22 protein-coding genes are annotated in these 22,824 nt (G+C 58.1%); 14 read left to right on the forward strand and 8 right to left on the reverse strand.

Going from position 1 to position 22,824, the window contains the following annotated elements; translation table 11 throughout:
- Positions 1-6: 6 nt before the first annotated feature.
- Genes ACN9MU_RS01805 through ACN9MU_RS01825 form a run of 5 tightly spaced genes read left to right on the forward strand, consistent with a single transcriptional unit; the run spans position 7 to position 2,971 of the window.
- Complete coding sequence (locus tag ACN9MU_RS01805) at positions 7-873, forward strand: DUF6279 family lipoprotein (RefSeq protein WP_426166941.1); 867 nt, start codon at positions 7-9, stop codon at positions 871-873.
- A 36-nt stretch (positions 874-909) separates the two neighbouring features.
- Positions 910-1,494: a 16S rRNA (guanine(966)-N(2))-methyltransferase RsmD gene (gene rsmD / locus ACN9MU_RS01810; protein ID WP_426344045.1), complete on the forward strand. Its 585-nt coding sequence runs from the start codon at positions 910-912 to the stop codon at positions 1,492-1,494.
- Between the two features lie 36 nt (positions 1,495-1,530).
- Positions 1,531-2,022 (forward strand): pantetheine-phosphate adenylyltransferase, encoded by a 492-nt coding sequence (coaD, locus tag ACN9MU_RS01815; RefSeq protein ID WP_057262219.1) that lies wholly within the window; start codon positions 1,531-1,533, stop codon positions 2,020-2,022.
- A 12-nt stretch (positions 2,023-2,034) separates the two neighbouring features.
- Complete coding sequence (locus tag ACN9MU_RS01820) at positions 2,035-2,289, forward strand: YfhL family 4Fe-4S dicluster ferredoxin (RefSeq protein WP_426166945.1); 255 nt, start codon at positions 2,035-2,037, stop codon at positions 2,287-2,289.
- Between the two features lie 58 nt (positions 2,290-2,347).
- Entirely contained in the window at positions 2,348-2,971 is a 624-nt protein-coding gene (locus tag ACN9MU_RS01825; protein WP_426320137.1) for a chalcone isomerase family protein, read from the forward strand.
- Positions 2,972-2,990: 19 nt separating this feature from the next.
- On the opposite strand, the gene ACN9MU_RS01830 is transcribed toward ACN9MU_RS01825, so the two are convergent.
- Positions 2,991-3,254, reverse strand: coding sequence for a hypothetical protein (locus tag ACN9MU_RS01830; RefSeq protein ID WP_426166949.1), 264 nt, complete (start codon positions 3,252-3,254; stop codon positions 2,991-2,993).
- A gap of 102 nt (positions 3,255-3,356) precedes the next feature.
- Here ACN9MU_RS01830 and ACN9MU_RS01835 point away from each other — a divergent pair, with 102 nt between their 5' ends.
- Positions 3,357-4,325 (forward strand): LysR family transcriptional regulator, encoded by a 969-nt coding sequence (locus ACN9MU_RS01835; protein WP_426166951.1) that lies wholly within the window; start codon positions 3,357-3,359, stop codon positions 4,323-4,325.
- A gap of 56 nt (positions 4,326-4,381) precedes the next feature.
- Here the strand turns inward: ACN9MU_RS01835 and ACN9MU_RS01840 are convergent, their stop codons facing one another.
- A complete protein-coding gene (locus tag ACN9MU_RS01840) occupies positions 4,382-5,155 on the reverse strand; it encodes an REP-associated tyrosine transposase (RefSeq protein WP_426344046.1) in 774 nt (257 codons plus the stop codon).
- Between the two features lie 111 nt (positions 5,156-5,266).
- Positions 5,267-8,896, reverse strand: a complete 3,630-nt coding sequence (putA, locus tag ACN9MU_RS01845) for a trifunctional transcriptional regulator/proline dehydrogenase/L-glutamate gamma-semialdehyde dehydrogenase (protein WP_426344047.1) — start codon at positions 8,894-8,896, stop codon at positions 5,267-5,269.
- Between the two features lie 212 nt (positions 8,897-9,108).
- Here putA and ACN9MU_RS01850 point away from each other — a divergent pair, with 212 nt between their 5' ends.
- A complete protein-coding gene (locus ACN9MU_RS01850) occupies positions 9,109-9,564 on the forward strand; it encodes an Lrp/AsnC ligand binding domain-containing protein (protein ID WP_028103394.1) in 456 nt (151 codons plus the stop codon).
- Here ACN9MU_RS01850 and ACN9MU_RS01855 read toward each other — a convergent pair.
- The 3 genes from ACN9MU_RS01855 to ACN9MU_RS01865 all read right to left on the reverse strand — a co-directional run bounded on the left by ACN9MU_RS01855 (position 9,557) and on the right by ACN9MU_RS01865 (position 13,459).
- Positions 9,557-10,261 (reverse strand): 5'-methylthioadenosine/adenosylhomocysteine nucleosidase, encoded by a 705-nt coding sequence (locus ACN9MU_RS01855; protein WP_426344048.1) that lies wholly within the window; start codon positions 10,259-10,261, stop codon positions 9,557-9,559. The genes ACN9MU_RS01850 and ACN9MU_RS01855 overlap by 8 nt on opposite strands.
- 223 nt (positions 10,262-10,484) lie before the next feature.
- A complete protein-coding gene (locus ACN9MU_RS01860) occupies positions 10,485-11,828 on the reverse strand; it encodes a putative bifunctional diguanylate cyclase/phosphodiesterase (protein ID WP_426344049.1) in 1,344 nt (447 codons plus the stop codon).
- Complete coding sequence (locus ACN9MU_RS01865) at positions 11,717-13,459, reverse strand: PAS domain S-box protein (RefSeq protein ID WP_426344050.1); 1,743 nt, start codon at positions 13,457-13,459, stop codon at positions 11,717-11,719. The genes ACN9MU_RS01860 and ACN9MU_RS01865 overlap by 112 nt, the downstream gene beginning before the upstream one ends.
- Positions 13,460-13,766: 307 nt before the next feature.
- Between ACN9MU_RS01865 and ACN9MU_RS01870 the strand changes: the two genes are divergently transcribed.
- Genes ACN9MU_RS01870 through ACN9MU_RS01895 form a run of 6 tightly spaced genes read left to right on the forward strand, consistent with a single transcriptional unit; the run spans position 13,767 to position 19,925 of the window.
- Entirely contained in the window at positions 13,767-15,368 is a 1,602-nt protein-coding gene (locus ACN9MU_RS01870; RefSeq protein WP_426344051.1) for a GMC family oxidoreductase, read from the forward strand.
- An 18-nt stretch (positions 15,369-15,386) separates the two neighbouring features.
- On the forward strand, positions 15,387-16,136 hold the full coding sequence (locus ACN9MU_RS01875; protein ID WP_426344052.1) for an ABC transporter ATP-binding protein: 750 nt from the start codon (positions 15,387-15,389) through the stop codon (positions 16,134-16,136).
- On the forward strand, positions 16,133-16,837 hold the full coding sequence (locus ACN9MU_RS01880; RefSeq protein WP_426166965.1) for an ABC transporter ATP-binding protein: 705 nt from the start codon (positions 16,133-16,135) through the stop codon (positions 16,835-16,837). The genes ACN9MU_RS01875 and ACN9MU_RS01880 overlap by 4 nt, the downstream gene beginning before the upstream one ends.
- A gap of 26 nt (positions 16,838-16,863) precedes the next feature.
- Positions 16,864-18,060, forward strand: coding sequence for an ABC transporter substrate-binding protein (locus tag ACN9MU_RS01885; RefSeq protein ID WP_426344053.1), 1,197 nt, complete (start codon positions 16,864-16,866; stop codon positions 18,058-18,060).
- A gap of 5 nt (positions 18,061-18,065) precedes the next feature.
- Positions 18,066-18,950, forward strand: a complete 885-nt coding sequence (locus ACN9MU_RS01890) for a branched-chain amino acid ABC transporter permease (protein ID WP_426336784.1) — start codon at positions 18,066-18,068, stop codon at positions 18,948-18,950.
- On the forward strand, positions 18,951-19,925 hold the full coding sequence (locus ACN9MU_RS01895; RefSeq protein ID WP_426344054.1) for a branched-chain amino acid ABC transporter permease: 975 nt from the start codon (positions 18,951-18,953) through the stop codon (positions 19,923-19,925).
- Here the strand turns inward: ACN9MU_RS01895 and ACN9MU_RS01900 are convergent.
- Together ACN9MU_RS01900 and ACN9MU_RS01905 are read right to left on the reverse strand one after the other, a co-directional pair.
- Positions 19,922-20,596 (reverse strand): hypothetical protein, encoded by a 675-nt coding sequence (locus ACN9MU_RS01900; RefSeq protein WP_426344055.1) that lies wholly within the window; start codon positions 20,594-20,596, stop codon positions 19,922-19,924. The genes ACN9MU_RS01895 and ACN9MU_RS01900 overlap by 4 nt on opposite strands.
- A gap of 94 nt (positions 20,597-20,690) precedes the next feature.
- A complete protein-coding gene (locus tag ACN9MU_RS01905; RefSeq protein ID WP_426344861.1) occupies positions 20,691-21,848 on the reverse strand; it encodes an iron-containing alcohol dehydrogenase in 1,158 nt (385 codons plus the stop codon).
- Positions 21,849-21,938: 90 nt separating this feature from the next.
- Here ACN9MU_RS01905 and ACN9MU_RS01910 point away from each other — a divergent pair, with 90 nt between their 5' ends.
- Positions 21,939-22,700, forward strand: a complete 762-nt coding sequence (locus ACN9MU_RS01910; protein WP_426166975.1) for a TSUP family transporter — start codon at positions 21,939-21,941, stop codon at positions 22,698-22,700.
- The last annotated feature ends 124 nt before the right edge of the window (positions 22,701-22,824 follow it).

A 22,824-nucleotide genomic window follows, 5' to 3' on the forward strand; every position in this document is an offset into this window, starting at 1 on the left:
TAAAAGATGAAAAAGTTTAACACGTGCATCGTGCTGGCTTTTGCCCTTCTGCTCGCAGCATGCAGCTCCCTGCGGCTGGCTTATAACAACGGCGATACCTTGCTGTACTGGTGGCTCGACGCCTACGTCGATTTCGACAGCGAACAGAAGGCGGAGGTCAAGCAGGATATCGACGAATTTTTCCGCTGGCACCGCAAGACCCAGCTTCAGGACTATGTTCAGTTCCTGCAAAAGGCCCAACGCCAGTTGCGCGGCAACCCGACGCAGGCCGACCTGATGGCCGACTATGTGGATATCCGCGACCGTACCGAGGCGCTGCTGCTGCGCTCTGCCCCCGATATCGCGGAGCTGGCGCTGTCGCTCAAGCCCGAGCAACTCGCCGGCATGGAGAAGAAGTTCACCAAGAACAATGTCAAATTCCACAAGGAGAACATGAAGGGCGATGCCCAGGACCAGAACAAGTTCCGCTTCAAGAAGTCGATGGAACAGTTCGAACTATGGTTCGGTGGTTTCAGCGATGAGCAGGAAGCCATCATCCGCAAGACCTCCGACGCGCGGCCGCTGGATAATGCGCTGTGGCTCGACGAGCGTATCCGGCGCCAGCAGAAGATCATGAACCTGGCGCGCAAGATCATGACCGAGCGGCCGAGCAAGCAAGTGGCCACGCAGTGGGTCGAAGAATTGATCCGCTCGGGCTTTGACCGCTTGGACGCATCTGAACGCAAAGCCTTCTTCGAGAACTATACCCAGTCGACCGTGGAACTTGTCCACACCGTCGTGCGCATCACTACGCCAGAGCAGAAAGCCCACGCGCAAAAGCGCATGGAAGGCTGGATCAAGGACCTGAATACCCTTGCGGCGCAAGTGCATTAAGCCTTGGCGCCCAGACGGCATGAGATAATGCCGGCCATGCAAAAAAAGAAAGTCCCCAACCAGGTCCGCATCATTGGCGGCGACTGGAAGCGCACGCCATTGCCGGTGCTGGAAGCACTGGGCCTGCGCCCAACGCCAGACCGCGTGCGCGAAACCGTCTTCAACTGGATCAACCACCTGCACGATGCCGCCTGGAGCGACACCCAGGTGCTGGACCTGTTTGCCGGCAGCGGCGCCCTCGGTTTCGAGGCCGCCAGCCGCGGCGCAGCCAAGGTCATCATGGTTGACGCCAACAGCGCCGTCGTGCGCCAGCTGGAAGCCAACCGCGAAAAGCTGAAAGCCACCAATATCGCCATTCAGCGCGGCGACGCCCTGGCGACGGCGCAATCGCTGGCCGGCCGCGGCGCCAGATTCGACCTGATTTTCCTCGACCCGCCTTACCAGCAAGGCCTGCTGGAGCGCGCGCTGCCGCTGTGCCGCGCGCTGCTCAAGGACGGCGGCCTGGTTTATGCCGAGGCGGAAGCACCGCTGGCCTTCGACGGCTGGGAAGTGGTGCGTGCCGACAAGGCGGGCATGGTGTACTACCACCTGCTTCAGGCATTGCCTGAAAATGAGGCATAATTCTTCTTTGTCCTAAGCCAAACGCATGGAGTTGCAATGGTTGTAGCAGTTTATCCGGGTACTTTCGACCCGCTGACCCGGGGTCACGAAGACCTGGTGCGCCGCGCATCGGGCCTGTTCGACACACTGATCGTCGGCGTGGCCGATAGCCAGAACAAGCATCCGTTCTTCACGCTTGAAGAACGGCTGGAAATTGCCAACGAAGTGCTGGGCCATTATCCAAACGTCAAAGTCGAGAGCTTTTCCGGCCTGTTGAAAGACTTCGTGCGCGAGCACGATGCACGCGTGATTGTGCGCGGCCTGCGCGCCGTGTCCGACTTCGAGTTTGAATTCCAGATGGCGGGCATGAACCGCTACATGCTGCCGGATGTGGAAACGCTGTTCCTGACCCCATCCGACCAGTACCAGTTCATCTCGGGCACCATCGTGCGCGAGATCGCAGAGCTTGGCGGCGACGTATCCAAGTTTGTTTTCCCGTCCGTCGACCGCTGGCTGCGTAAAAAGATCGCAGCGCGCAAGGGCGAATAAGAGAGTAATGCCATGGCTTTAATGATTACCGACGACTGCATCAATTGCGACGTGTGCGAGCCCGAGTGCCCGAACGACGCGATCTACATGGGTCCGGAGATCTACGAAATTGATCCCAACAAGTGCACCGAATGCGTCGGTCACTTCGATGAACCGCAGTGCCAGCAGGTCTGCCCGGTCTCTTGCATTCCATTTAATCCAGATTGGCGGGAAAGCAAGGAGCAACTGTTGGCAAAATTCGAGAAATTGCAGGCAGATAAGACCTGATGCCTCCCAAAAAGGGTAGCTCTGCGGTATATTGCTACTTGATACAAACGGAGACAAAATGAGTATTACTCGCCGTAAACTTTTACAAACTGCTGCCGCCGCCGCTTTCCTGGCCGCCAGCAGCCTGCCCGCATTTGCCGCCGAAGTAGCGGGTGTCAAATTCCCCGAAACGGTCAGCGTAGCCGGCCATGACCTCAAGCTGAACGGCGCCGGCGTGCGCACCAAGCTGGTTTTCAAGGTCTACGCGGTAGGCTTTTACCTGCAAGAAAAGAAAACCACCGTGCAGGACGTGCTGAGCGTTGGCGGGCCGCGCCGCATTCGCATCGTCGCCATGCGTGACCTGAGCTCGGACGACTTCGGCATGGCCTTCATGAAGGGCCTGAACGACAACGTCAGCCCGGAAGAACGCACCAAGCTGCTGCCTCAGACCAAGGCTTTCGGGGAGATTTTTGCCCAGTTCCCTGGACTGAAGAAGGGCGACGAGCTGATCGTGGACTGGAACCCTTCGACCGGCTCCCAGCCGTTCCTGAACGGGAAGAAGGTCGGGGAAACGCTGCCGGACCAGGCGTTCTTCAACGCCATCATGCGCATCTGGATCGGCAACAAGCCGGTTGATTCTTCGCTGAAACCGAAACTGTTGTCGGGCGCGGAAAAACCAGCCCCAGCACCGGAAACGAACTGATTGCTGCGCTGCGGAAGGCTTACGCGCGGCAGGCCATTGCTCGCAGTTCTGCGACGTGGCTAGGCGAGCCTTCCATCGAATTCAGCATACGCTTGAACATCATGGTGTCGCGCATCAGGCGACGCTGCAAGCGTTCCTCTTTACTCAACTTTGGCTTAACGACAAGCACGGCAGCGCGGGCGATACCACGCAGCAGCGGCTTGAACACGAATGCCAGCGCCAGCGCCAGGATCACCAGCGGCAGGTACTGTGCAAATTCGATGATGTTAATGTAAGTAGACATGGCTGTTTCTATACCTTTAGAATCTATTGGTACTATAGTGCGCCGCAACATATAACGCCAATTCCGTTTCTCCATAACAATCATTATTGGTGTGAATGACCGATGAGCTTTCTGACCCTGGACCTGAATCTGCTGCGCGTTTTCGACGCGGTAATGACTGAGCAGAACCTGACGCGCGCTGCCGGCCACCTGGCCATGACGCAGCCGGCGGTGTCGAACGCCATCAAGCGCCTGCGCGAAAGCCTGGGCGACGACTTACTGATCCGCACGGCCTATGGCGTAAAGCCGACGCCCAGGGCGGAAGCGCTGTGGCCCCAAGTCCGCAGCGCACTGGCCTCGCTGGAAGCTGCGGTGACGCCGGGCACGTTTGACGTGTCCAAGACCCATGCCACGTTCCGCATGGCGATGGCCGATGCAACGGCCGCGTTCTGGCTGCCTTCCCTGATGCGCTCGATTGAACGCGAAGCGCCAGGCGTGAACATCCGCATGGTCCCTTTGACAACGCGGGAGCCGCGGCCGATGCTGCTGCGCGGGGATATCGACCTGGCGGTCGGCTTCTTCCCTGGCGTCGCAGCGCAGTTGATGAGCGAACCGAGCTCACCGATTCGCCATGAACGCCTGTATTCCGGGATTTACGTGGCCGTGATGCGGCGCGGGCACCCGCTGGCCAAGCAAGACCTGACGCTGGATAACTACTGCGGGGCCAACCACCTGCTGGTCAGCTTTTCCGGCCGTGCGCATGGCCTGGTCGACGAAGCGCTGGCGCAGATTCAGCGCGAACGCCGCATCCTGCTGACGGTGAACCAGTTCTTCACCGCTGGCCGCGTGGTGGCCAATAGCGACCTGATCACCGTGTTGCCGAAGCACCTGATCGCCTCCACTGGCATGACAGATGCGCTGATCTACAAAGAGCTGCCATTCCAGCTCCCAGCCGTACACCTGGACATGCTCTGGCACGAACGCGACGCCCGCAGCCCAGCCCACAAATGGCTGCGCAGCCACCTCGAGAGCATGAACTCCGTCGCCCAGAAGACCGCCCCCGGCACCAATCCCAAAAACGACACCTACTAAGCCTACAGCCGGGCTCGTGTCACACCATGGGGTCACACCCCAAGTGTGACACGGCCTCATCGGCTGTTTGGCAGAAAACGGTCGATTGCCCTCGCGACTGTCCGTATTGATACTCCGAAGTGGTTTGCGATTTGCTCGCGCGTGTAGGCGCTGGTTTGAAACGCACGCGCCATGGCTTCGTCGCGGTCTGGGTAAATCGAAGCGAAGGCGATTAAGGATTGAGCATCTTCCGATTGCGGATTGGGACGTTCTTTATGAAAGCGCAGTGGATCGGGTAGATCGATCCCGTTCGCGACGAATTCCTGGTAGGCGGCGATTCTTTGGCTCCGGTCCCCTGATCCAAATTGCGAGAGCAGCCAGCTGGTTTCGAGCCAACCGGGCGCATCGTCAAGGGCGAGATAGTACCGATGACTGCTCCAAGGCCAATCGGCGGCATCATGTACGAGTTTTGCCCGTACGGGATTGAGACTGATATAGCGGGCCACTGCGAGCATTTGCTCACTTCTTGCCACGTTGACCGCGTGGAAGCGGCCTTGGATAACGTGGCCGGTTAATCCGTGCCGATGGTTGAAGTGCTGGCAGTAAGAGGAATTCAGCTGAAGCATAGCGGCCGACAAATTGGCTTGAACCGTTTCTATCAACAAATGATAGTGGTTCGGCATCAGGCAAAAGGCATATACCTTAAGCTCGTGCTTGTCCACGGTTTCAGACAATGTGTCGAGCCAAATCAGGTGATCGCGCCGGTCATGATAAATGGCAGCACGACGATTCCCACGCGAAGTTACGTGGTAGATCGCTCCAGGAAATACGATGCGAGGGGCGCGGCTCATAACTGCAACGCTAGCATCTGAACATGCCGTGCATGCTGACGAAAGTCAAACAGTTGAGCCCGTGTCACACTTGGGGTGTGACCCCAAGGTGTGACACGAAGTGAGCCGTAGTTAGGCGTCGAGGGTCATCAGGCTGGCGTTGCCGCCGGCGGCGGTGGTGTTGACGCATAGGGCGCGTTCGGCAATCAGGCGCCACAGCGGGATGTCGCCTTCTTCCGTCGTGTCGATGACCGATACGATCGCTCCGTCGCGTGCGGCCAGTTCTGGGCGCAACTTGGCGCCGAGGCTGGATTCCACCAGGGCGATCTGGAAGTCGGCTTTTGACATGTCGGCGGCGGCTACTGTCTGGATCACGGCTTTTACGTCTCCTGGCAGGTCTGCCGGCAACGAACCATCTACTATCAGGGCGCGATTGCCGGTCGACAGGGCGGCTGCAATCTGGTTCAGCAGCACGTCGGTGTGCGAGGCGAAGCAGGCGATATTGCCGCGTGGGACGTAGGCCAGCGTATTGCGCTCACCGGTCGGTCCTGGCAGGACCGTCAGGCTGCCCACTGGCGTGGTGCGTGCGTAGCTTTCGATATGCGCTGCGAGGCGGCTCTTGCCTTGTGCCTTGGCCCATGCGGCGAGCGAGTCGATTGCAGGCAGCCCCTGGCGCTCGTGGCGCTCTAGCGTGACGGCGCCGCGCTGCAGGCGCTTCAGGTACAGCGGGCCGCCGGCTTTCGGGCCAGTGCCGGATTTGCCTTCGCCGCCGAATGGCTGCACACCCACCACGGCGCCGACGATGTTGCGGTTGACGTAGATGTTGCCTACGTGTGCGCTGGAGGTGATGTAGTCGATCGTTTCGTCGATGCGCGAGTGCACGCCGAGGGTCAGGCCAAAGCCGCTGCCGTTGATTTGCTCGATCACTTTCGGGAGTTCGGAACGCTTGTAGCGGATCACGTGCATCACCGGGCCAAACACTTCCTTGGTCAGCTCGGACAGGGAGCTGATCTCCAGCACCGTCGGCGGCACGAACGTTCCGGCGTCGGCGCCTGGTACTTCCAGGGAGAAGCTGGCCTTGGCGTGGGCGCGTACTTTTTCGATGTGCGATAGCAGGTTTTGTTGCGCTTCCTTGTCGATCACAGGGCCGATGTCGGTCACCAGGCGGTCTGGCGAGCCGATTCGCAGCTCTTTCATCGCGCCTTTCAGCATCTTGATTGTCTTGTCGGCGATGTCTTCTTGCAGGAACAGCACGCGCAACGCGGAGCAGCGCTGGCCAGCGCTGTCGAAGGCTGACGAAATCGCGTCGCCGACCACTTGTTCCGGCAGCGAGGAGGAGTCGACGATCATCGCATTCTGGCCGCCGGTTTCTGCGATCAGCGGGATGTCCACATTTTCAGCAACCGAGCGCTTGGCCAGGGTACGGTTGATCAGCTGCGCCACTTCGGTGGAGCCGGTGAAGATCACGCCTTTTACGCGGGTGTCGTTGCACAGGCCTGCGCCAACCACTTCGCCGCGGCCTGGCAGGAATTGCAGCGCTGCGCGCGGTACGCCGGCTTCGTGCAGCAGTTCTACTGCGCGTTGCGCGATCAGCGGCGTTTGTTCGGCTGGTTTTGCCAGCACCACATTGCCCGCTGCCAGTGCTGCGGCGGCCTGGCCCGTGAAGATCGCCAGCGGGAAGTTCCATGGGCTGATGCAGGTCACAGGGCCCAGCGCCAGCGTGTTGGTGCTGCCGCGCACTTGCACTGCGTAGTAGCGCAGGAAGTCGACTGCTTCACGCACTTCGGCAATTGCGTTCGGCAGCGATTTGCCGGCTTCGCGCACGGCCAGCGCCATCAGCTCCAGTTTGTGGGTTTCGAACAGGTCGGCGGCACGATCCAGGCAGGCGGCGCGTTGCGATGGTTCGGTGGTTTGCCAATCCATGGCGAATTGGCTGGCTGCGTTCAGGGCGTTGTTGACGTCATCTGCAGTGGCTTCGGTCACCGAACCTACGACGTCGTCCTTGCGGGCTGGGTTGATGACAGGTTGCGCAACCTGGCCAGCAATGGCGTCAACTGCGAGCAGCGGGCCGGCGGTCCAGCTGCGCGGTTGTGCCAGCGCCAGCGAAACTTCGCGCAGCACGTCCTCGTTCGACAGGTCGATACCGGCGGAGTTCTTGCGTTCTGCGCCGAACATGTCCAGCGGGAGTGCGATGCCGTTGTGCGGTACGCCATTCAGTTTGCGTGCGGCTTCGATCGGATTGTTGATCAGGGAGTCAACCGGAATGCTTTCGTCGACGATCTGGTTCACGAACGAGGAGTTGGCGCCGTTTTCCAGTAGGCGGCGTACCAGGTAGGCGAGCAAGGTTTCGTGCGAGCCGACCGGTGCGTAAATGCGGCAAGCCTTGTCGAGGTTTTCTGCGCCGACCACCTGGTCGTACAGGGTCTCGCCCATGCCGTGCAGGCATTGGAATTCGTAGCCGTTGATGCCGTCGCGCTTGGCCCAGGTGTAGATCGTGGACAGCGTTTGGGCATTGTGGGTGGCGAATTGCGGGTAGATCACGTCGCTTGCTGCCAGCAGTCGCTGTGCGCAAGCCAGGTACGATACGTCGGTGTAAACCTTGCGCGTATAGACCGGGTAGCCAGGCATGCCATCGACCTGGGCGCGCTTGATCTCAGCATCCCAGTAGGCGCCTTTCACCAGGCGCACCATGAATTTGCGGCCGCTGCGCTTTGCCAGGTCGACCAGATAGTCGATCACGAATGGGCAGCGCTTCTGGTAGGCCTGCACCACGAAGCCGATGCCGTCGAAGCCTTCCAGTTCAGGATTGAAGGCCATTGCTTCCATCAGGTCCAGGGACAGCTCCAGGCGATCGGCCTCTTCGGCGTCGATATTCAGGCCGATGTTGTAGCCCTTGGCCAGTTTGACCAGGGCGGTGAGGCGCGGCAGCAGTTCGGACATCACGCGTTCGCGCTGGGCGCGGCTGTAGCGCGGGTGCAGTGCGGACAGCTTGACGGAAATGCCTGGACCATTGCGGATGCCGCGGCCATTCGATGCCTTGCCGATGGCGTGGATCGCCTTTTCGTAAGCGGCGTAGTAATTGGCTGCATCGGCTTCGGTCAGCGCTGCTTCGCCCAGCATGTCGTAAGAATAACGATAGCCGCGGGCTTCGTTGTCCTTGCCGTTCTTGATTGCTTCATCGATCGTCTGGCCGGTGACGAACTGGTTGCCCAGCATGCGCATCGCCAGGTCGACGCCTTTGCGGATCAACGGTTCGCCACCTTTGGCGATCAGGCTGGTGATCGCCGAGCCGAGCCCTTCTTCGCTGGAGGAGCTGACCAGTTTGCCAGTAATCAGCAAGCCCCAGGTCGCTGCATTCACGAACAGGGAAGGCGATTCGCCCAGGTGCTTGCGCCAGTCGCCTTTGGAAATCTTGTCGGCGATCAGGCGGTCTGCAGTTGCGGAGTCAGGAATGCGTAACAGTGCTTCGGCCAGGCACATCAAGGCGATGCCTTCTTCGGACGAGAGCGAGAATTGATGCATCAGCGCATCCACACCGGAGGAACGGGTGCGCTTTTCACGAACAGCGGTTACCAGGCGCTTGGCCAGGGACTGTGCATCTTGCGTAGTTTCCGGGGAACCGACGTTAATTTGCGACAGAAGCCATTGCACGGCAGTTTGTTCGTCGCGGCGGTACGCAGCGGTGATGGCGCTGCGCAGCGGAGTGGGATCGCGCAGGATTTCTGCTTGAAGTGCGGCGAACGGAGTGGTGTTCAGATGCATGAATGTCTCTATTGGCTAGGATGTAAAAAAGCTGGGCGTTGACACAAAAACACGCCCGGCAAACCCTGTTTGCGCGGGCGTGTTGTGCAGTGCAACTAATGATTCGATTGTACGGCGGAATCGCTCGGATTAATTCTGGTAATACTTATTACTAGCAATAGATAGTTTTTGGTGAGAGAATTTGACCGAATAAAATTAATAGTGGGGATGTAATGCTGGACAAGATCAGTAAGAAGATTCTGGCCGAGTTGCAGAACGATGGCCGGATCAGCAATGTGGAACTGGCTGCGCGAGTGAACCTGTCACCTGCCGCTTGCCTTGAGCGGGTGCGAAAGCTGCACGAGGCCGGCTACATCATGGGGTATACGGCGCAGCTGAACCCGCAGCTACTGGATGTTTCGCTGCTGGTGTTCATTGAAGTCGTGCTGGATCGTACTACGCCGGAGGTGTTTGATGCCTTCAAACACAGTGTCCAGCTCATTCCCGAAGTCCTGGAATGCCATATGGTTGCCGGCGGTTTTGACTACCTGGTCAAGGCGCGTGTGAAAGACATGGCGGCTTACCGCGAGTTCCTTGGGAAAACTTTGCTGCAGAAGGGGGTGCGCGAGACCCACACTTATGCGGTGATGGAAGAAGTGAAAAACACTACCAAACTGCCGATCAAGTAAGCGATTTGCAGAAATTCCGGATGACGCCATAGGCGTAGCGAGCGGCGACGGTTTGCACGAAGTGCATGAAATCCGTCGCCGCTTCTTCATTGGCGTTGTCAGAAATCGTCCTCATGATGGCAAACGGTATTCCCAGTTCGTGGCAAACCTGGGCAACTGCTGCGCCTTCCATTTCCACTGCCAATAGATCAGGCAGTGCGTCTTTCAGGGCTCCCAGATGGGCCCTGTCCTTGATGAATTGATCTCCACTACCGATCAGGCCGCGGTGCACTTGTGCGTTGTTTTGCAGGAATTCGCGTGTAGCCAGGCTGAGTTTCAGGCTCAATTCGCGATCTGTAGGCATGCGTGAAAGTCCGGTCAGCGGTATTTCGAAGCGTGGAAACAGCGGGCTGGCATCAAAGTCATGTTGTGCCAGGGAATCCGCGACGACAACATCTCCAACTTGAACCCCCAGGTCTGCAGAACCGGCAACGCCGGTAAAGATGATGTGGGTAACGTTGAACTTCTCCACAAGTGTTGCAGCAGTCACAGCAGCAGCGACCTTGCCAATTCGCGATAAAACCGCCACAGAATCGATTTTCCAGAGTTTTCCGGCCGTGTACTCACGCTTACCGTGAATGAGCTTGTAGGGGCTCTCCATGGCTTCCAGTAGACCTTGTTGTTCTTCTGCTAATGCTGAGATGATCCCGAGACGCATGCGCGAGTTTTCCTCTATTTATTTAAAGTTGTATACGAAAGGATAGTAGTAGATAGTAAACGCGACCCTGTCTGTGGATAAAGCTGTTAACATCCACAGAATCAGAAGTTTACGAATTGTAGAACTGGCTGGACAAGAACTGCATGTAAACCGGACGAGTTCTGAACAAATTTTGTGCGTGAACTCAAAAATGGTGTTTACGCACATTCGATCCTGTGGATATTCATTGACTTATCAACAGGTGGTATAGTTTTTCAGCAGAAATTGGCGCTCCGAACAGGTATCCCTGGCCGAAATCGCATCCTGCAGCGATCAAAATTCCCAGTTGGGCCTCGTTTTCGACCTTTTCCGCGATGACTTTGATGTCGAGTCTATGGGCCATGGCGACAATTGCCTCGCACAGGAGTTGGTTGTCGCTGAAGCTGGTGTCCAGCTTGAGGAAATCGATCTTGAAACGCTTCAGGAAGTTGAGGGACGAGTAGCCATAGCCAAAATCGTCCAGGGATATCTGGAGATGGGCGTCCCTGAGCGACTCCATGCGATGCACGACTTCGCGGTTCGCTTCCAGTAGCAAGCCTTCGGTTATTTCAATCACCATCGAGCGGGGTGAAAGTGCCTGCTCGCGCAGCAATTCCAACCAATGTTCGACGCCTACTGCTTCGTGGCGGAACTGCCAGGCTGATTTGTTCACGCAAACCTTGAAGTCATTGCCGAAGCTCGCTGCCAGGGCTGCTGCTTCCTGGAAGACCCATTCTCCGATGGCCGCGATGATGCCGGTATTTTCGGCAACGCCGATGAACTCGGCTGGTTTAAGCAAACCGCGCTGGGGATGTTCCCAACGAATGAGCGCTTCCGCCATTTCGATTTTGTTTGTGGCGAGGTGGCGGATTGGCTGGAACAGAAGCCGTAATTCCTTGTTTTTTAAAGCGCTATGCAACTCCTTGGCCAGTTCGATACGCATCTGGCTGGCTTCCTGCATGAAGGGCGCGAAGTAGTTGAAGCGGTTCCGGCCCTGCTGTTTCGCGAGATACATCGCCTGGTCTGCATTTTTGATGAGCACTTCAGCATCGTCGCCGTCGTCCGGAAACAGGGATATGCCTACGCTGCCTGAAATATGGGCGATTTCGTGCTTGAGCTGGAAGGGCCTGGACAGGCTATGCAGGATTTCCTGCACGATCCTGACTACATCGCCGGGCTCTTTGAGCTCGCTGAGTATGACGGTGAATTCATCTCCTCCAAGGCGGGCTACGGTATCGGTATTGCGTACGCACTCGTGCAGGCGTTCCGCCACTTGTTTGAGCAGGATGTCGCCAAAGTCGTGGCCAAGCGTATCGTTGACGGCTTTGAATCCATCCAGGTCGATGAAGATCAGCGCCATCGGCAGTTGGTCGCGCGCTGCTTTTTTGATCTCTTGGCGCAGGCGGTCATTGAACATGCGCCGGTTGGGTAGTCCTGTCAGGTTATCGAAGTTAGCCTGTTTCCAGATCGCTTCCTCGGTGGCCTTTTTCTTCGTAATATCAGTGAACAGGGCGACGTGTCGCAGCGGGTTACCTTTGTCATCGAACACAGTGTTGAAACGCAGCGAACCAGATAATGGTCGCCATTCTTGTGCTGGTGCCAGATTTCCCCTTCCCAGTAGCCGGTGTGGGTGATGGTTTGCCGCATGCGGCTGTAGAACTTGATGTCCTGGTGGCTGGAAGTCAGTTCGTAAGCAAGATGGCCAATGACTTCTTCGGAGGCGTAGCCGCTGATCTGGGAGAAGGCCGGATTTACGGAAAGAATTCGGCCTTCGGCATCGGTCACCATCATGCCTTCGGAGGCATTTTCGTACATTAGGGTGGCCAGTTTGCTGGATTCTTCGTGGCGCTTTCGCTCGCTGATGTCCTCCGCCATGACGAAGAGGCCAATGACATTTCCGTATTCGTCACGATCGGGCACGTAGGTGATGGCGTCGCAGCACTCCTGGTCTTTACGCTGCATACCGCGTTCGAAATGGACAGTTTCGCCGGCAAAGGCGCGTTCGAGATGTGGTTTGGTTTCGGCGTACAACTCTGGCGGCAAGACTTGCTGCAGTTCCTCACCATTGCCGTAAATTTCAGCAAAGCGCCGGTTCTTGAAGGAGTAATGTTCGTCGCGGTCCATGTACGCGATCACGATTGGCAGATTGTCGGCTATCAGGCGTAAGCGCTGTTCGCTGCTAGCCAGTTTTTTTTCGGTTTCGGTCGATGTTGCGTAGAGGATCCGGTAGCGGCGTTCGCGTTCTTCGGCTGCAGCAAAGGATCGCAAGGCATAGACGATGGCGGCCAGGATCAGCGTGAAAATCAGGAATAGTGCGACGCCGGCAATCAGGAATTGGCGTTGTGAAATCAGAGCAAGGCCGACATTGGAATTTCCGACAGTGACTACCAGGGGAAGGTTCGGCAATTTGCGGTAGCTGGCGATGCGGGATTTTTTGTCGATAGGGCTGACGGTGTTAATTGTGCCAGTTGGATTGCTGCCGAAGGCGCGATAGACATTTGAGTCTCGGATATCTCGGTTAAAGGTTTGGTCAAAAAGTGGTGCGCGAGCCACGATATGTCCATTGGTGTGGAACAGAGTGATTGTCACGTCTTCGCTCAGGCGTGAGTTTTCGAAAGTCTCGGCAAGATTGCTGGCATCCACCGGGGCGACAATCACTCCCAGGAACTTGCCATCAGCGTCTTCAACCCTGCGGCTCAGGAAGAACAGGCGCGACTTTGAGACTTTGCCTATGGTTGGTTCTCCAATAAACAGCCCGTTTCCTGGCTTGAGCTGGGCTTGGAAGTAGTCCCGATCAGCATAGTTCACGCCTTTGACGGCGATATCGCGCGAGCTGGCTGCTGCATAGCCATTCGGATCCAGGAAAGTGATCCAAAAATTGCTTCCGAAGAATGCACCGCGCGAGGAGAGCAAGCTATCGATTGTCTGTGGCGTATACGGGGCGACCTTGATTGCATTCGAAAAGCCTAGCAGGGCAATGTCGGATAGCTGGATTGTGCTGAGTACGTGCGCTTCGATAGCTCGTGCGTAGTGCTGGGTTTGCTTACGAATAGCTTGTTCGCGATCGCTTGCAGAAGATGCGAGTTGCCAGGCGACGACTGCCGTGGCGAGCAGGGCGAGCATCGTCATGGTGACGAGCAATCGCCTGCGAAAGCGTCGATAGGCTTCGGTGGTCGACAAGAGCCCCTCCAGGCGAATTGCATGGAACAACTTGCTTGTTCAGTATAGGTGGAGAGTTTTGTTTACGTTAGATTAGTGTGTATACAAAGTAGTAATGGTTGTTAACAACCCCGACTTTCTGTGGATAAGTGCACCTTGCGGAGAAAAATCAGGGGTTTACGGGCTGTATAAGCAGGCGCGTAAACCTTGCGTGAGTTGCGGACTGTTTTTGGACAATTTTGGGCGGTTTTCGGGAAGTCTTGTTTACTCACAAACGATGCCTGTGGATATTCATAGCGTTATCCACAGCTTCGGATCAGGAGAAAGCTTGGAATCTGCGGGCCAGTTTGACTACATCATCGTGGGCGGAGGGACGGCGGGCTGTGTTCTCGCGAATCGCCTCACGCAAAATCCAAAAAACCAGGTGCTATTGATCGAAGCGGGAGGAAAGGACGATTACGTCTGGATTCACATCCCGGTCGGTTACCTTCACTGCATCAATAATCCGCGTACGGACTGGCTGTTTCGCACCGAACCGGATGTGGGCCTGGGCGGCCGCAGCTTGATTTACCCGCGCGGAAAGGTTCTTGGCGGGAGTTCTTCGATCAACGGCATGATCTATATGCGCGGCCAGGCTAACGATTACGACCAGTGGGCCGAGCTATGCGGCGATCCACGCTGGCGCTGGTCGGAAGTTTTGCCTCTATTCCGCAAGAGCGAAGACCATCACGGCGGCGTTTCGGATTTCCACGGCGCCGGCGGCGAATGGCGCGTTGAAAAGCAGCGCTTGCGTTGGGACATTCTTGACGCGTTCCGCGATGCTGCAGAACAGACAGGCATCCCGAAGGTAGACGATTTCAACCGCGGTGATAATTTCGGCTGTTCATATTTCGAGGTGAACCAGAAGCGCGGGATCCGCTGGAATACTGCGAAAGCTTTTTTGCGAGCCGCGACCGGGCGCCCCAACCTGACGTTGATGACGGGCTGCCACGTTGAAAAACTGGTGCTGGAGGAGGGTGTCTGCAAAGGCGTCATATTCACCGGCGGTGGTACTCGCTGGAACGCGGAGGCGCGTGAAACTCTGCTGGCGGCTGGAGCGATCGGCACGCCGCAGATTCTTCAGCTGTCCGGCATCGGCCCTGCAGACATGCTGGCGCAGGCAGGCGTGCAGCCGGTGCATGATTTGCCCGGCGTTGGAGCCAACCTGCAGGATCACCTGCAGCTGCGCATGGTATTCAAAGTCCAGGGCGCGCGAACCTTGAACACCCTGGCTTCAAGCTGGTTGGGCAAGGCACGCATTGGGCTTGAATATGCGCTGTTCCAGAGCGGGCCGATGTCGATGGCGCCTTCGCAGATGGGCGCTTTTGCACGGTCGGGTCCTGAGCAAGCCACGCCTAACCTGGAGTATCACGTGCAGCCGCTCTCGCTGGAGCGCTTTGGCGAACCGCTGCACGACTTCCCTGCGTTCACCGCGAGCGTTTGCAACCTGCGGCCGACTTCGCGCGGCCATGTGCGCATCGCTTCTGCCGACTCATACGCGCCGCCGAAGATTGCGCCGATGTACCTGAGTACTGACGAAGACCGGCGCGTGGCCGCGGCTGCGCTGAACCTGACGCGCAAGATCGTTTCGGCGCCTGCGCTGGCGAAATACAGGCCGGAAGAATGCAAACCCGGTGTGCATTTTCGCACCGACGAGGAGTTGGCCGAGGCTGCGGGGTCCATCGGGACCACGATTTTCCACCCGGTCGGCACCTGCAAAATGGGCCGCGCTGACGACGTTTCGGCCGTGGTTGACAGCGAATTGCGGGTTCTCGGCGTGCGCGGCCTGCGCATTTCCGACGCTTCGGTGATGCCCACCATTACTTCCGGTAACACGAATTCCCCGGTAATCATGATTGCGGAAAAGGCAGCGCTTTTGTGTATGATCTAGCAAAACCGGGGAGACGCAATGTCCGACTTCATCTTGGAAACAAAGAGTTTGACCAAGGAGTTCAAGGGATTCACCGCTGTCGCCAACGTGGACCTGCAAGTCCAGCGAGGGCATATCCACGCCTTGATCGGTCCGAACGGCGCCGGCAAGACGACATGCTTCAACCTGCTGACCAAGTTCCTGGTGCCCACCTCGGGCCGGATTCTCTTTAACGGCAAGGACATCACCTCGCACAAGCCGGCGCAGATTGCGCGCATGGGCGTGATTCGTTCCTTCCAGATTTCCGCAGTTTTCCCTCACCTGACCGTGCTCGAGAATGTGCGCATCGGCTTGCAGCGCAAGCTGGGTACGACCTTCCATTTCTGGCGCAGCGAACGCACGCTGGAGCGCTTGAATGGCCGCGCGATGGAATTGCTGGCCGAGGTCGACCTGGCTTCGTTCGCCGATACGCTGACGGTCGACATGCCTTATGGCCGCAAGCGCGCCTTGGAGATCGCCACGACGCTGGCCATGGAGCCCGAACTGATGCTGCTCGACGAACCAACCCAGGGCATGGGCCACGAGGACGTGCACCGCGTTACCGAGTTGATCAAGAAGGTTTCCACCGGGCGCACGATCCTGATGGTTGAACACAATATGAGCGTGGTCTCAGGCATCTGCGACCGCATCTCCGTACTGCAGCGCGGGGCGGTGCTGGCGGAAGGACCGTATGAAGAAGTGTCGAAGAACCCGCAAGTGATGGAAGCCTATATGGGAACCGAAGCATGACGGCCGCGCTGGAGATCAGCCAGCTCCAGGCCTGGTATGGCGAGTCGCACATCCTGCATGACGTGAACCTGAACGTGAACCACGGCGAAGTGGTGACGCTGCTTGGCCGTAACGGCGCCGGCCGCACCACGACGCTGCGGGCCATCATGGGCTTGACCGGAACGCGCAAGGGTTCGATCCGCATCAATGGCCAGGAAGCGATCGGTTTGTCGACGCACAAGATTGCCCACTTGGGAGTCGGCTATTGTCCTGAAGAGCGTGGCATTTTTTCTTCGCTTACCACCGAGGAAAACTTGCTGCTTCCGCCGGCGTTGAAGACCGGGCAGGGCATGCCGGTCGAAGAAATCTACGAGATGTTCCCGAACCTGAAGGAGCGCCGAACGAGCCAGGGCACGCGCTTGTCCGGCGGCGAGCAGCAGATGTTGGCGGTGGCGCGCATCCTGCGCACCGGTGCGCGCCTGCTGCTGCTGGATGAAATCTCGGAAGGGCTGGCGCCCGTTATCGTGCAAGGGCTGGCGCGCATGATCCGCACGCTGAAGGCCAAGGGTTACACGATTGTGATGGTCGAACAGAATTTCCGGTTCGCGGCACCGCTGGCGGATCGGTTTTATGTCATGGAACACGGTCGGATTGTTGAGAGTTTTGCGTCATCGGAATTGGACGCCCGCATGCCGGTATTGACCGAGCTGCTGGGCGTTTGAATATCAAAACTGAAAACGGAGACACTATGAAACGCAACGCCATTGCCTTTGCAGCAGCCCTTTGCGCCTTTGGTAGCGCGCACGCCCAGATTTCCGGCGACACCATCAAGATCGGTTTCATTACCGATATGTCAGGCGTCTACTCAGACATCGACGGGCAGGGCGGCGCCGAAGCGATCAAGATGGCGATTGCCGATGCCGGAGGTGCGATCAACGGCAAGAAGATCGAATTTGTTTTTGCCGACCACCAGAACAAGGCCGATATCGCCGCCTCCAAGGCGCGCGAGTGGTTCGACCAGCAGGGCGTGGACATGCTGGTTGGCGGCACAAATTCCGGCGCCAATCTAGCAATGGCAAAAGTGGCCGCAGACAAGAAGAAGGTCTTCATGGTGGTTGGTGCCGGCTCCTCGCGCCTGACCAATGAAGAATGCACGCCCTACACCGTGCACTACGCCTACGACACGGTGGCGCTGGCGCGTGGTACCGGCAGTACCATGGTCAAGCAGGGCGGCAAGAACTGGTACTTCCTGACCGCCGATTACGCCTTCGGCCACTCGCTGGAGAAGGACACGAGCGAGGTGGTCAACAAGTCGGGCGGCAAGGTGATCGGCAACGTGCGCCATCCCTTCCCTGGGACCGATTTTTCGTCCTTCCTGATGCAGGCTTCGTCCTCGGGAGCACAGGTGCTTGGCCTGGCGAATGCCGGCGGCGACTTTATCAATTCGGTGAAGGCAGCCAATGAATTCGGCGTGTCGAAGAAGATGAAGATGGCGGGCCTGCTGGTGTTCATCAACGACATCCACTCGCTTGGCCTGAATGCCACCGCCGGCATGTACCTGACCGACGGCTGGTATTGGGACATGAACGACACCACGCGCGCCTGGTCAAAACGCTACTTCGCGAAGATGAAGAAGGAGCCGTCGATGCTGCAGGCGGGCGATTATTCTGCCGCATCGCAATACCTGGCTGCGGTGAAGGACGTGGGCACGGACGATTCGGACAAGGTGATGGCGAAACTGAAATCGACCACCATCAAGGATGTCTTCACCACCCATGGCGTGATCCGGCCGGACGGCCGCATGGTGCACGATATGTACCTGATGGAAGTGAAGAAGCAGTCGGAGTCCAAGTATCCTTGGGATTATTACAAGGTCGCTGCGACGATTCCTGGCGACCAGGCCTATATGTCGAAGGCCGAATCCAAGTGTGCCCTTTGGAAGTAAGCTAGATGGAGATCTTCGGCCGCCCGCTTCCGATGATGATGTCCCAGCTTTTGCTGGGGCTCGTCAACGGTTCTTTTTACGCCATGCTGTCCCTCGGCCTTGCCGTGATTTTCGGTCTGCTGAATGTGATCAATTTCGCGCACGGCGCCATGTACATGATGGGCGCCTTCCTCGCGTGGATCGGCATGACCTACTTCGGCATGAGCTATTGGAGCGTGCTCGTGTTGGCGCCGTTGATTGTGGGTGTGTTGGGCGTGGTGATCGAAAGGACCATGCTGCGCCGACTGTACAAGCTTGATCACCTTTATGGACTGCTGCTTACGTTCGGCCTCACCCTGCTGATCGAAGGCGGTTTCCGCTCGTTTTACGGGGTCTCAGGGCAGCCGTTCGAAACTCCCGAGGCCCTGCAAGGGGCAACGGACCTCGGCTTCATGGTGATGCCGAATTATCGCGCCTGGGTGGTGCTGGCATCGTTGGTGGTTTGCCTGGCCACCTGGTTCGTGATCGAGAAGACCAAACTGGGTGCCTACCTGCGTGCCGGCACCGAGAACCCGAAGCTGGTGGAAGCGTTCGGGATCAACGTCCCGCTGATGGTGACCCTGACCTACGGCTTTGGGGTCGCTTTGGCGGGCTTTGCAGGCGTTCTGGCGGCTCCAATCCAACAAGTGACACCCTTGATGGGGGCGAACCTGATAATCGTCGTATTCGCCGTTGTAGTGATCGGGGGCATGGGCTCGATTCTTGGCTCCATTGTGACCGGCCTTGGGCTCGGCGTGATCGAAGGACTGACGAAAGTGTTTTATCCCGAATTCGCCAACACGGTCGTATTTTTGGTGATGGTCATCATTTTATTGCTGCGCCCCGCTGGCCTGTTTGGCAAGGACCGTTAAATGAACAAGAAGCTGGGCTATTCCATCGCATTCGTGCTGGCGCTGGGCGCGCCGTTTGTCGGCTATCCCGTGCTGCTGATGAAGCTCTTGTGCTTCGCATTGTTTGCCTGCGCGTTCAACCTGCTGATCGGCTTTACGGGGTTGCTGTCGTTTGGCCATGCAGCCTTCTTCGGGGCGGCGGGTTACTTTGCGGGCAACGCTCTGAAGAATTGGGGGATGTCGTTTGAACTGAGCTTGCTGGTTGGCGTGGTGGCCGGTGCGGTGATCGGGTTGGTCATGGGCGGCTTGGCGATTCGGCGCCAGGGGATTTACTTCTCGATGATTACGCTGGCGTTGGCGCAGATGGTGTATTTCGCGGCGCTGCGCTTTACCGATTTCACTGGCGGTGAAGACGGCTTGCAGGGTATCCCGCGCGGCAAGCTGCTCGGGGTGCTGGACCTGGGCAGCGACCTGACGATGTATTACGTGGTCCTGGGGATTTTCATCGCGGGCTTTGCCCTGATCATGCGGACGGTGCATTCGCCTTTCGGACAGGTTCTGAAGGCGATCAAGGAGAACGAGCCGCGAGCGATCTCACTGGGGTATGACGTGGACAAGTACAAGCTCGCGGCGTTCGTGCTTTCCGGCTCGCTGGCCGCTCTGGCCGGTGCGACCAAGTCGATTGTGTTGGGCTTTGAAACGCTGACCGATGTACACTGGGCGATGTCCGGCCTGGTGATTTTGATGACCCTTGTCGGCGGCATGGGCACGCTGGTCGGGCCGATCATCGGCGCGATTCTGATCATCGCTTTGGAGAACAAGCTCGGCGACTTCGGCACCATGATGGCCGGAGCCACCGGTATCGAGTGGTTCTCCACCCTTGGCGAAGCGGTCAGCCTGGTGGTCGGCTTTATCTTCGTTGCCTGCGTCCTGTTGTTCCGCAAAGGGATCGTTGGCGAGATCCTTTACCTGCAAGCGAAGAAGCGCAAGGCTTAGTTGGCGGGCTTGAGGCGGGAGCTATCGACCCAGCCGACGGCGGCTCTCGCAGCTTTCGGATGCTGGTAGAAAACCAAGGTATAGCGGCCGTGAACCCGGGATGCTTCGAGCCGGTCGCCCGGCACCACGAAAGTGCCGGCGATTTCGCAGCGCTCGTCCGGCGCCGAATGGAATTGCAGTCTTCCGTCGCTTGCCGCGATAAGGGCTGCAAGCAGCCGGCTGCTCTTTTCGTTCGCTTGTTCGTGCTTCGCGAAACACGCTTGGCTTACCGCTGCCAGCTCGTAGATCTTCCCATCCTTCCACGTGATCTGCTTGATTTTCCCCCCGCCGGGTTGGCGCAAATGGACGACAGGATATTGGCCAGCGAAGCTGATTCCTGCGATTTCGGTGCAGGCGCCGAAAGGGGGAGAGACCTGGAGCGGCGCCTTGGATTGAATGCTGAGTAAGCGAAAAGCGGCTGGACATTCGAGGGCTGGCTGCCAGGAGCGGACGAGGGCGAAGTCCTTCGTGGCTTCTGGAATAAGCCGGAGGATTGCTGCCTCATCGGCATCGTCGATGGCGAATGCCTTCTGTCCGTTGTGGAAAACCGCCGGCTTGGTGGCGATATAGCGAACTTCAGTCCGGCCAAAGCGCCCGTCAATTCCATCGCCTGCGGTGGCGGTCCCGGCCATTAGCGAAATTAGAAGTGGAAGGAATGACCGACTGGCCATGTGAAGTGTCTGCGCGTTAAGGAGCGCGGATTATATCGTTGAGGGCCGTGATGTTTCAGAGCGCCAATTTGTATAGTGCGTGGGCGTCGTCGCGTGTGACCGGACGTGGATTGTTGCCGAGCAGGCGGGTTTGCTTCATGGCCTCATCGGCCAGCAGGTCGAGGTCGCTGGAGGTGATGCCGACTTGCTGCAGCGTGCGAGGCAGCCCCGTGATGATGGCGAATTGTTGCATTGCAACAGCGAGTGCCTCGGCGCGCGCTGCGGGGCTGCCTTCGGTGTGGGGAACGACAATTGTTGCCAGCTCGGCATATTGCTCGGCGCATGCCTCTGCGTTGAATCGCAGCACATGGGGCAAAACCAGCGAGTTCGATAGCCCATGCGGGACATGGAAGACGCCGCCGATCGGATAGGCTAGGGCGTGGACTGCCGCGACGGGCGCGTTGGCGAAGGCTTGACCAGCCAACATCGCGCCGAGCAGCATGGCCTGGCGGGCGACCAGGTCGTGGCCGTTCTCGCAGGCGCGGATCAGGTGGCGCGACAGCAGGTTCAAGGCCTGGAGGGCCAAGCCATCGGAGAGGGGATTCTTCTTGTGTTTGCTGGTGTAGGCTTCAATGGCGTGAACCATTGCGTCGATACCGGTTGCTGCGGTTACTGCAGAGGGCAAGCCAATGGTGAGCTCGGCATCAAGTATCGCCATATCGGCGAAGAGTTGAGGAGCGACGATGCCCATCTTGCTGGTGGCGTCTGTTGTCACGATGGAGATGTTGGTGACTTCGGAGCCGGTACCGGCAGTCGTCGGGATTTGGACCAAGGGTAGGCGCGTTCCGCGGACATTGCCAATGCCGTAGATTTCTGCGAGTGATTGAGGGCTGTCGGCGAGCACGGCGACCAGCTTGGCGACATCCATTGAGCTCCCTCCGCCGAGACCAATGACGAGTTCGGTCTCGTTCTGACGGGCGAGTTCGAGTGCCTCTTCGATCACGTGTTCGGGTGGATCAGCTACCACGTCCGCAAATTGTTCCACGTGAAACATTGCCGAGCGCAAGCTGGCGATCGGTGCCTCGGCCAGGCCCGTGCGCAGGAAGCCTTGGTCGGTAACGAGCAGCACGCGGCGGAGGTCTGGGAACCGTGCGCGAAGTTCCTTGCCCAAGTCCTTTGTCGCGCCGGGAGCAGACAGGAATACAGGAACGGTCGCGAAGCTGAAAGAGGTGATCAGGTTCATCAAGGAAGCTTACACCAGCCTCGGGCGCCCTGCTGTGTTCCGGCTTACAATATTACGTTTCCGAATCAGTTGGGGCGGGTGATGGTCGAGTATGGTTTGTTGGCTGGGGCTGCGTTCGCGGCAGGTTTTGTGGATGCGGTTGTTGGAGGCGGCGGACTGATCCAGATTCCGGCTCTCTTCTCGGCCATGAGCGGTACTCCGCCAGCGACGCTGTTGGGAACCAATAAGGTTGCCAGCGTATTCGGGACCAGCGCTGCGGCAGTGAACTATGCGCGCCGCACGCAAATCGCCTGGACGACCGTGGCGCCGGCGGCGATCGCGGCTTTCCTGTTTGCCTTCCTCGGAGCCTATACCGTCACCAGGATTCCGCCTGACTTCTTGCGAGGACTGCTGCCATTTGTGCTGTTGGCGGTGGCCGTTTATACCTTCTATCGCAAGGACCTGGGCAGTGTTCACGCTCCGCTGCACACCGGTACCAAGGAGAGGGTGCTGGCGGTGTTGGTCGGTGCGGGGATTGGTTTCTATGACGGCTTCTTTGGCCCAGGCACCGGGAGCTTCCTGGTCTTCCTGTTCGTGCGCAGCTTTGGCTTCGACTTTCTCGGCGCCTCGGCGGCTGCCAAGGTGGTGAACGTGGCGTGTAATGTGGCGGCAATCCTGTTGTTCGGATTCACTGGCCACATCATCTGGCAGCTCGGCTTGATGATGGCGGTGTGCCAGGTGGTTGGCTCTGTGCTGGGTACCAAACTGGCGCTGAAGCATGGGAGTGAGTTTGTGCGCCGTCTGTTCCTGGTTGTAGTGGTGCTGTTGATCGTCAAAACCGGCTATGACGCATGGATTAAGTGATAGTGTTTCACGTGAAACAATGTTGAAGAGGGTGCCAAACGGCGCCCTTTTTTGTTTCACGTGAAACATTTCGATTAAAAAAATCCTGCCCAAAAAATTCGCACGGTCGAAAAAACTTTATAAT

This window comes from Pseudoduganella sp. R-32 (assembly GCF_049913245.1).
Taxonomy (GTDB): Bacteria; Pseudomonadota; Gammaproteobacteria; order Burkholderiales; family Burkholderiaceae_D; genus Rugamonas.

Excerpts from the sequence above, each read along its gene's own strand:
- ACN9MU_RS01910 (WP_426166975.1), top strand. The coding sequence starts at position 21,939 with ATGGTCGAGTATGGTTTGTTGGCTGGGGCTGCGTTCGCGGCAGGTTTT.
- ACN9MU_RS01835 (WP_426166951.1), top strand. The coding sequence starts at position 3,357 with ATGAGCTTTCTGACCCTGGACCTGAATCTGCTGCGCGTTTTCGACGCG.
- ACN9MU_RS01895 (WP_426344054.1), top strand. The coding sequence starts at position 18,951 with ATGAACAAGAAGCTGGGCTATTCCATCGCATTCGTGCTGGCGCTGGGC.
- rsmD (WP_426344045.1), top strand. The coding sequence starts at position 910 with ATGCAAAAAAAGAAAGTCCCCAACCAGGTCCGCATCATTGGCGGCGAC.
- ACN9MU_RS01850 (WP_028103394.1), top strand. The coding sequence starts at position 9,109 with ATGCTGGACAAGATCAGTAAGAAGATTCTGGCCGAGTTGCAGAACGAT.
- ACN9MU_RS01855 (WP_426344048.1), bottom strand. The coding sequence starts at position 10,261 with ATGCGTCTCGGGATCATCTCAGCATTAGCAGAAGAACAACAAGGTCTA.
- ACN9MU_RS01885 (WP_426344053.1), top strand. The coding sequence starts at position 16,864 with ATGAAACGCAACGCCATTGCCTTTGCAGCAGCCCTTTGCGCCTTTGGT.
- ACN9MU_RS01890 (WP_426336784.1), top strand. The coding sequence starts at position 18,066 with ATGGAGATCTTCGGCCGCCCGCTTCCGATGATGATGTCCCAGCTTTTG.
- putA (WP_426344047.1), bottom strand. The coding sequence starts at position 8,896 with ATGCATCTGAACACCACTCCGTTCGCCGCACTTCAAGCAGAAATCCTG.
- ACN9MU_RS01900 (WP_426344055.1), bottom strand. The coding sequence starts at position 20,596 with ATGGCCGGGACCGCCACCGCAGGCGATGGAATTGACGGGCGCTTTGGC.
- coaD (WP_057262219.1), top strand. The coding sequence starts at position 1,531 with ATGGTTGTAGCAGTTTATCCGGGTACTTTCGACCCGCTGACCCGGGGT.
- ACN9MU_RS01805 (WP_426166941.1), top strand. The coding sequence starts at position 7 with ATGAAAAAGTTTAACACGTGCATCGTGCTGGCTTTTGCCCTTCTGCTC.
- ACN9MU_RS01820 (WP_426166945.1), top strand. The coding sequence starts at position 2,035 with ATGGCTTTAATGATTACCGACGACTGCATCAATTGCGACGTGTGCGAG.
- ACN9MU_RS01875 (WP_426344052.1), top strand. The coding sequence starts at position 15,387 with ATGTCCGACTTCATCTTGGAAACAAAGAGTTTGACCAAGGAGTTCAAG.
- ACN9MU_RS01880 (WP_426166965.1), top strand. The coding sequence starts at position 16,133 with ATGACGGCCGCGCTGGAGATCAGCCAGCTCCAGGCCTGGTATGGCGAG.
- ACN9MU_RS01840 (WP_426344046.1), bottom strand. The coding sequence starts at position 5,155 with ATGAGCCGCGCCCCTCGCATCGTATTTCCTGGAGCGATCTACCACGTA.
- ACN9MU_RS01830 (WP_426166949.1), bottom strand. The coding sequence starts at position 3,254 with ATGTCTACTTACATTAACATCATCGAATTTGCACAGTACCTGCCGCTG.
- ACN9MU_RS01825 (WP_426320137.1), top strand. The coding sequence starts at position 2,348 with ATGAGTATTACTCGCCGTAAACTTTTACAAACTGCTGCCGCCGCCGCT.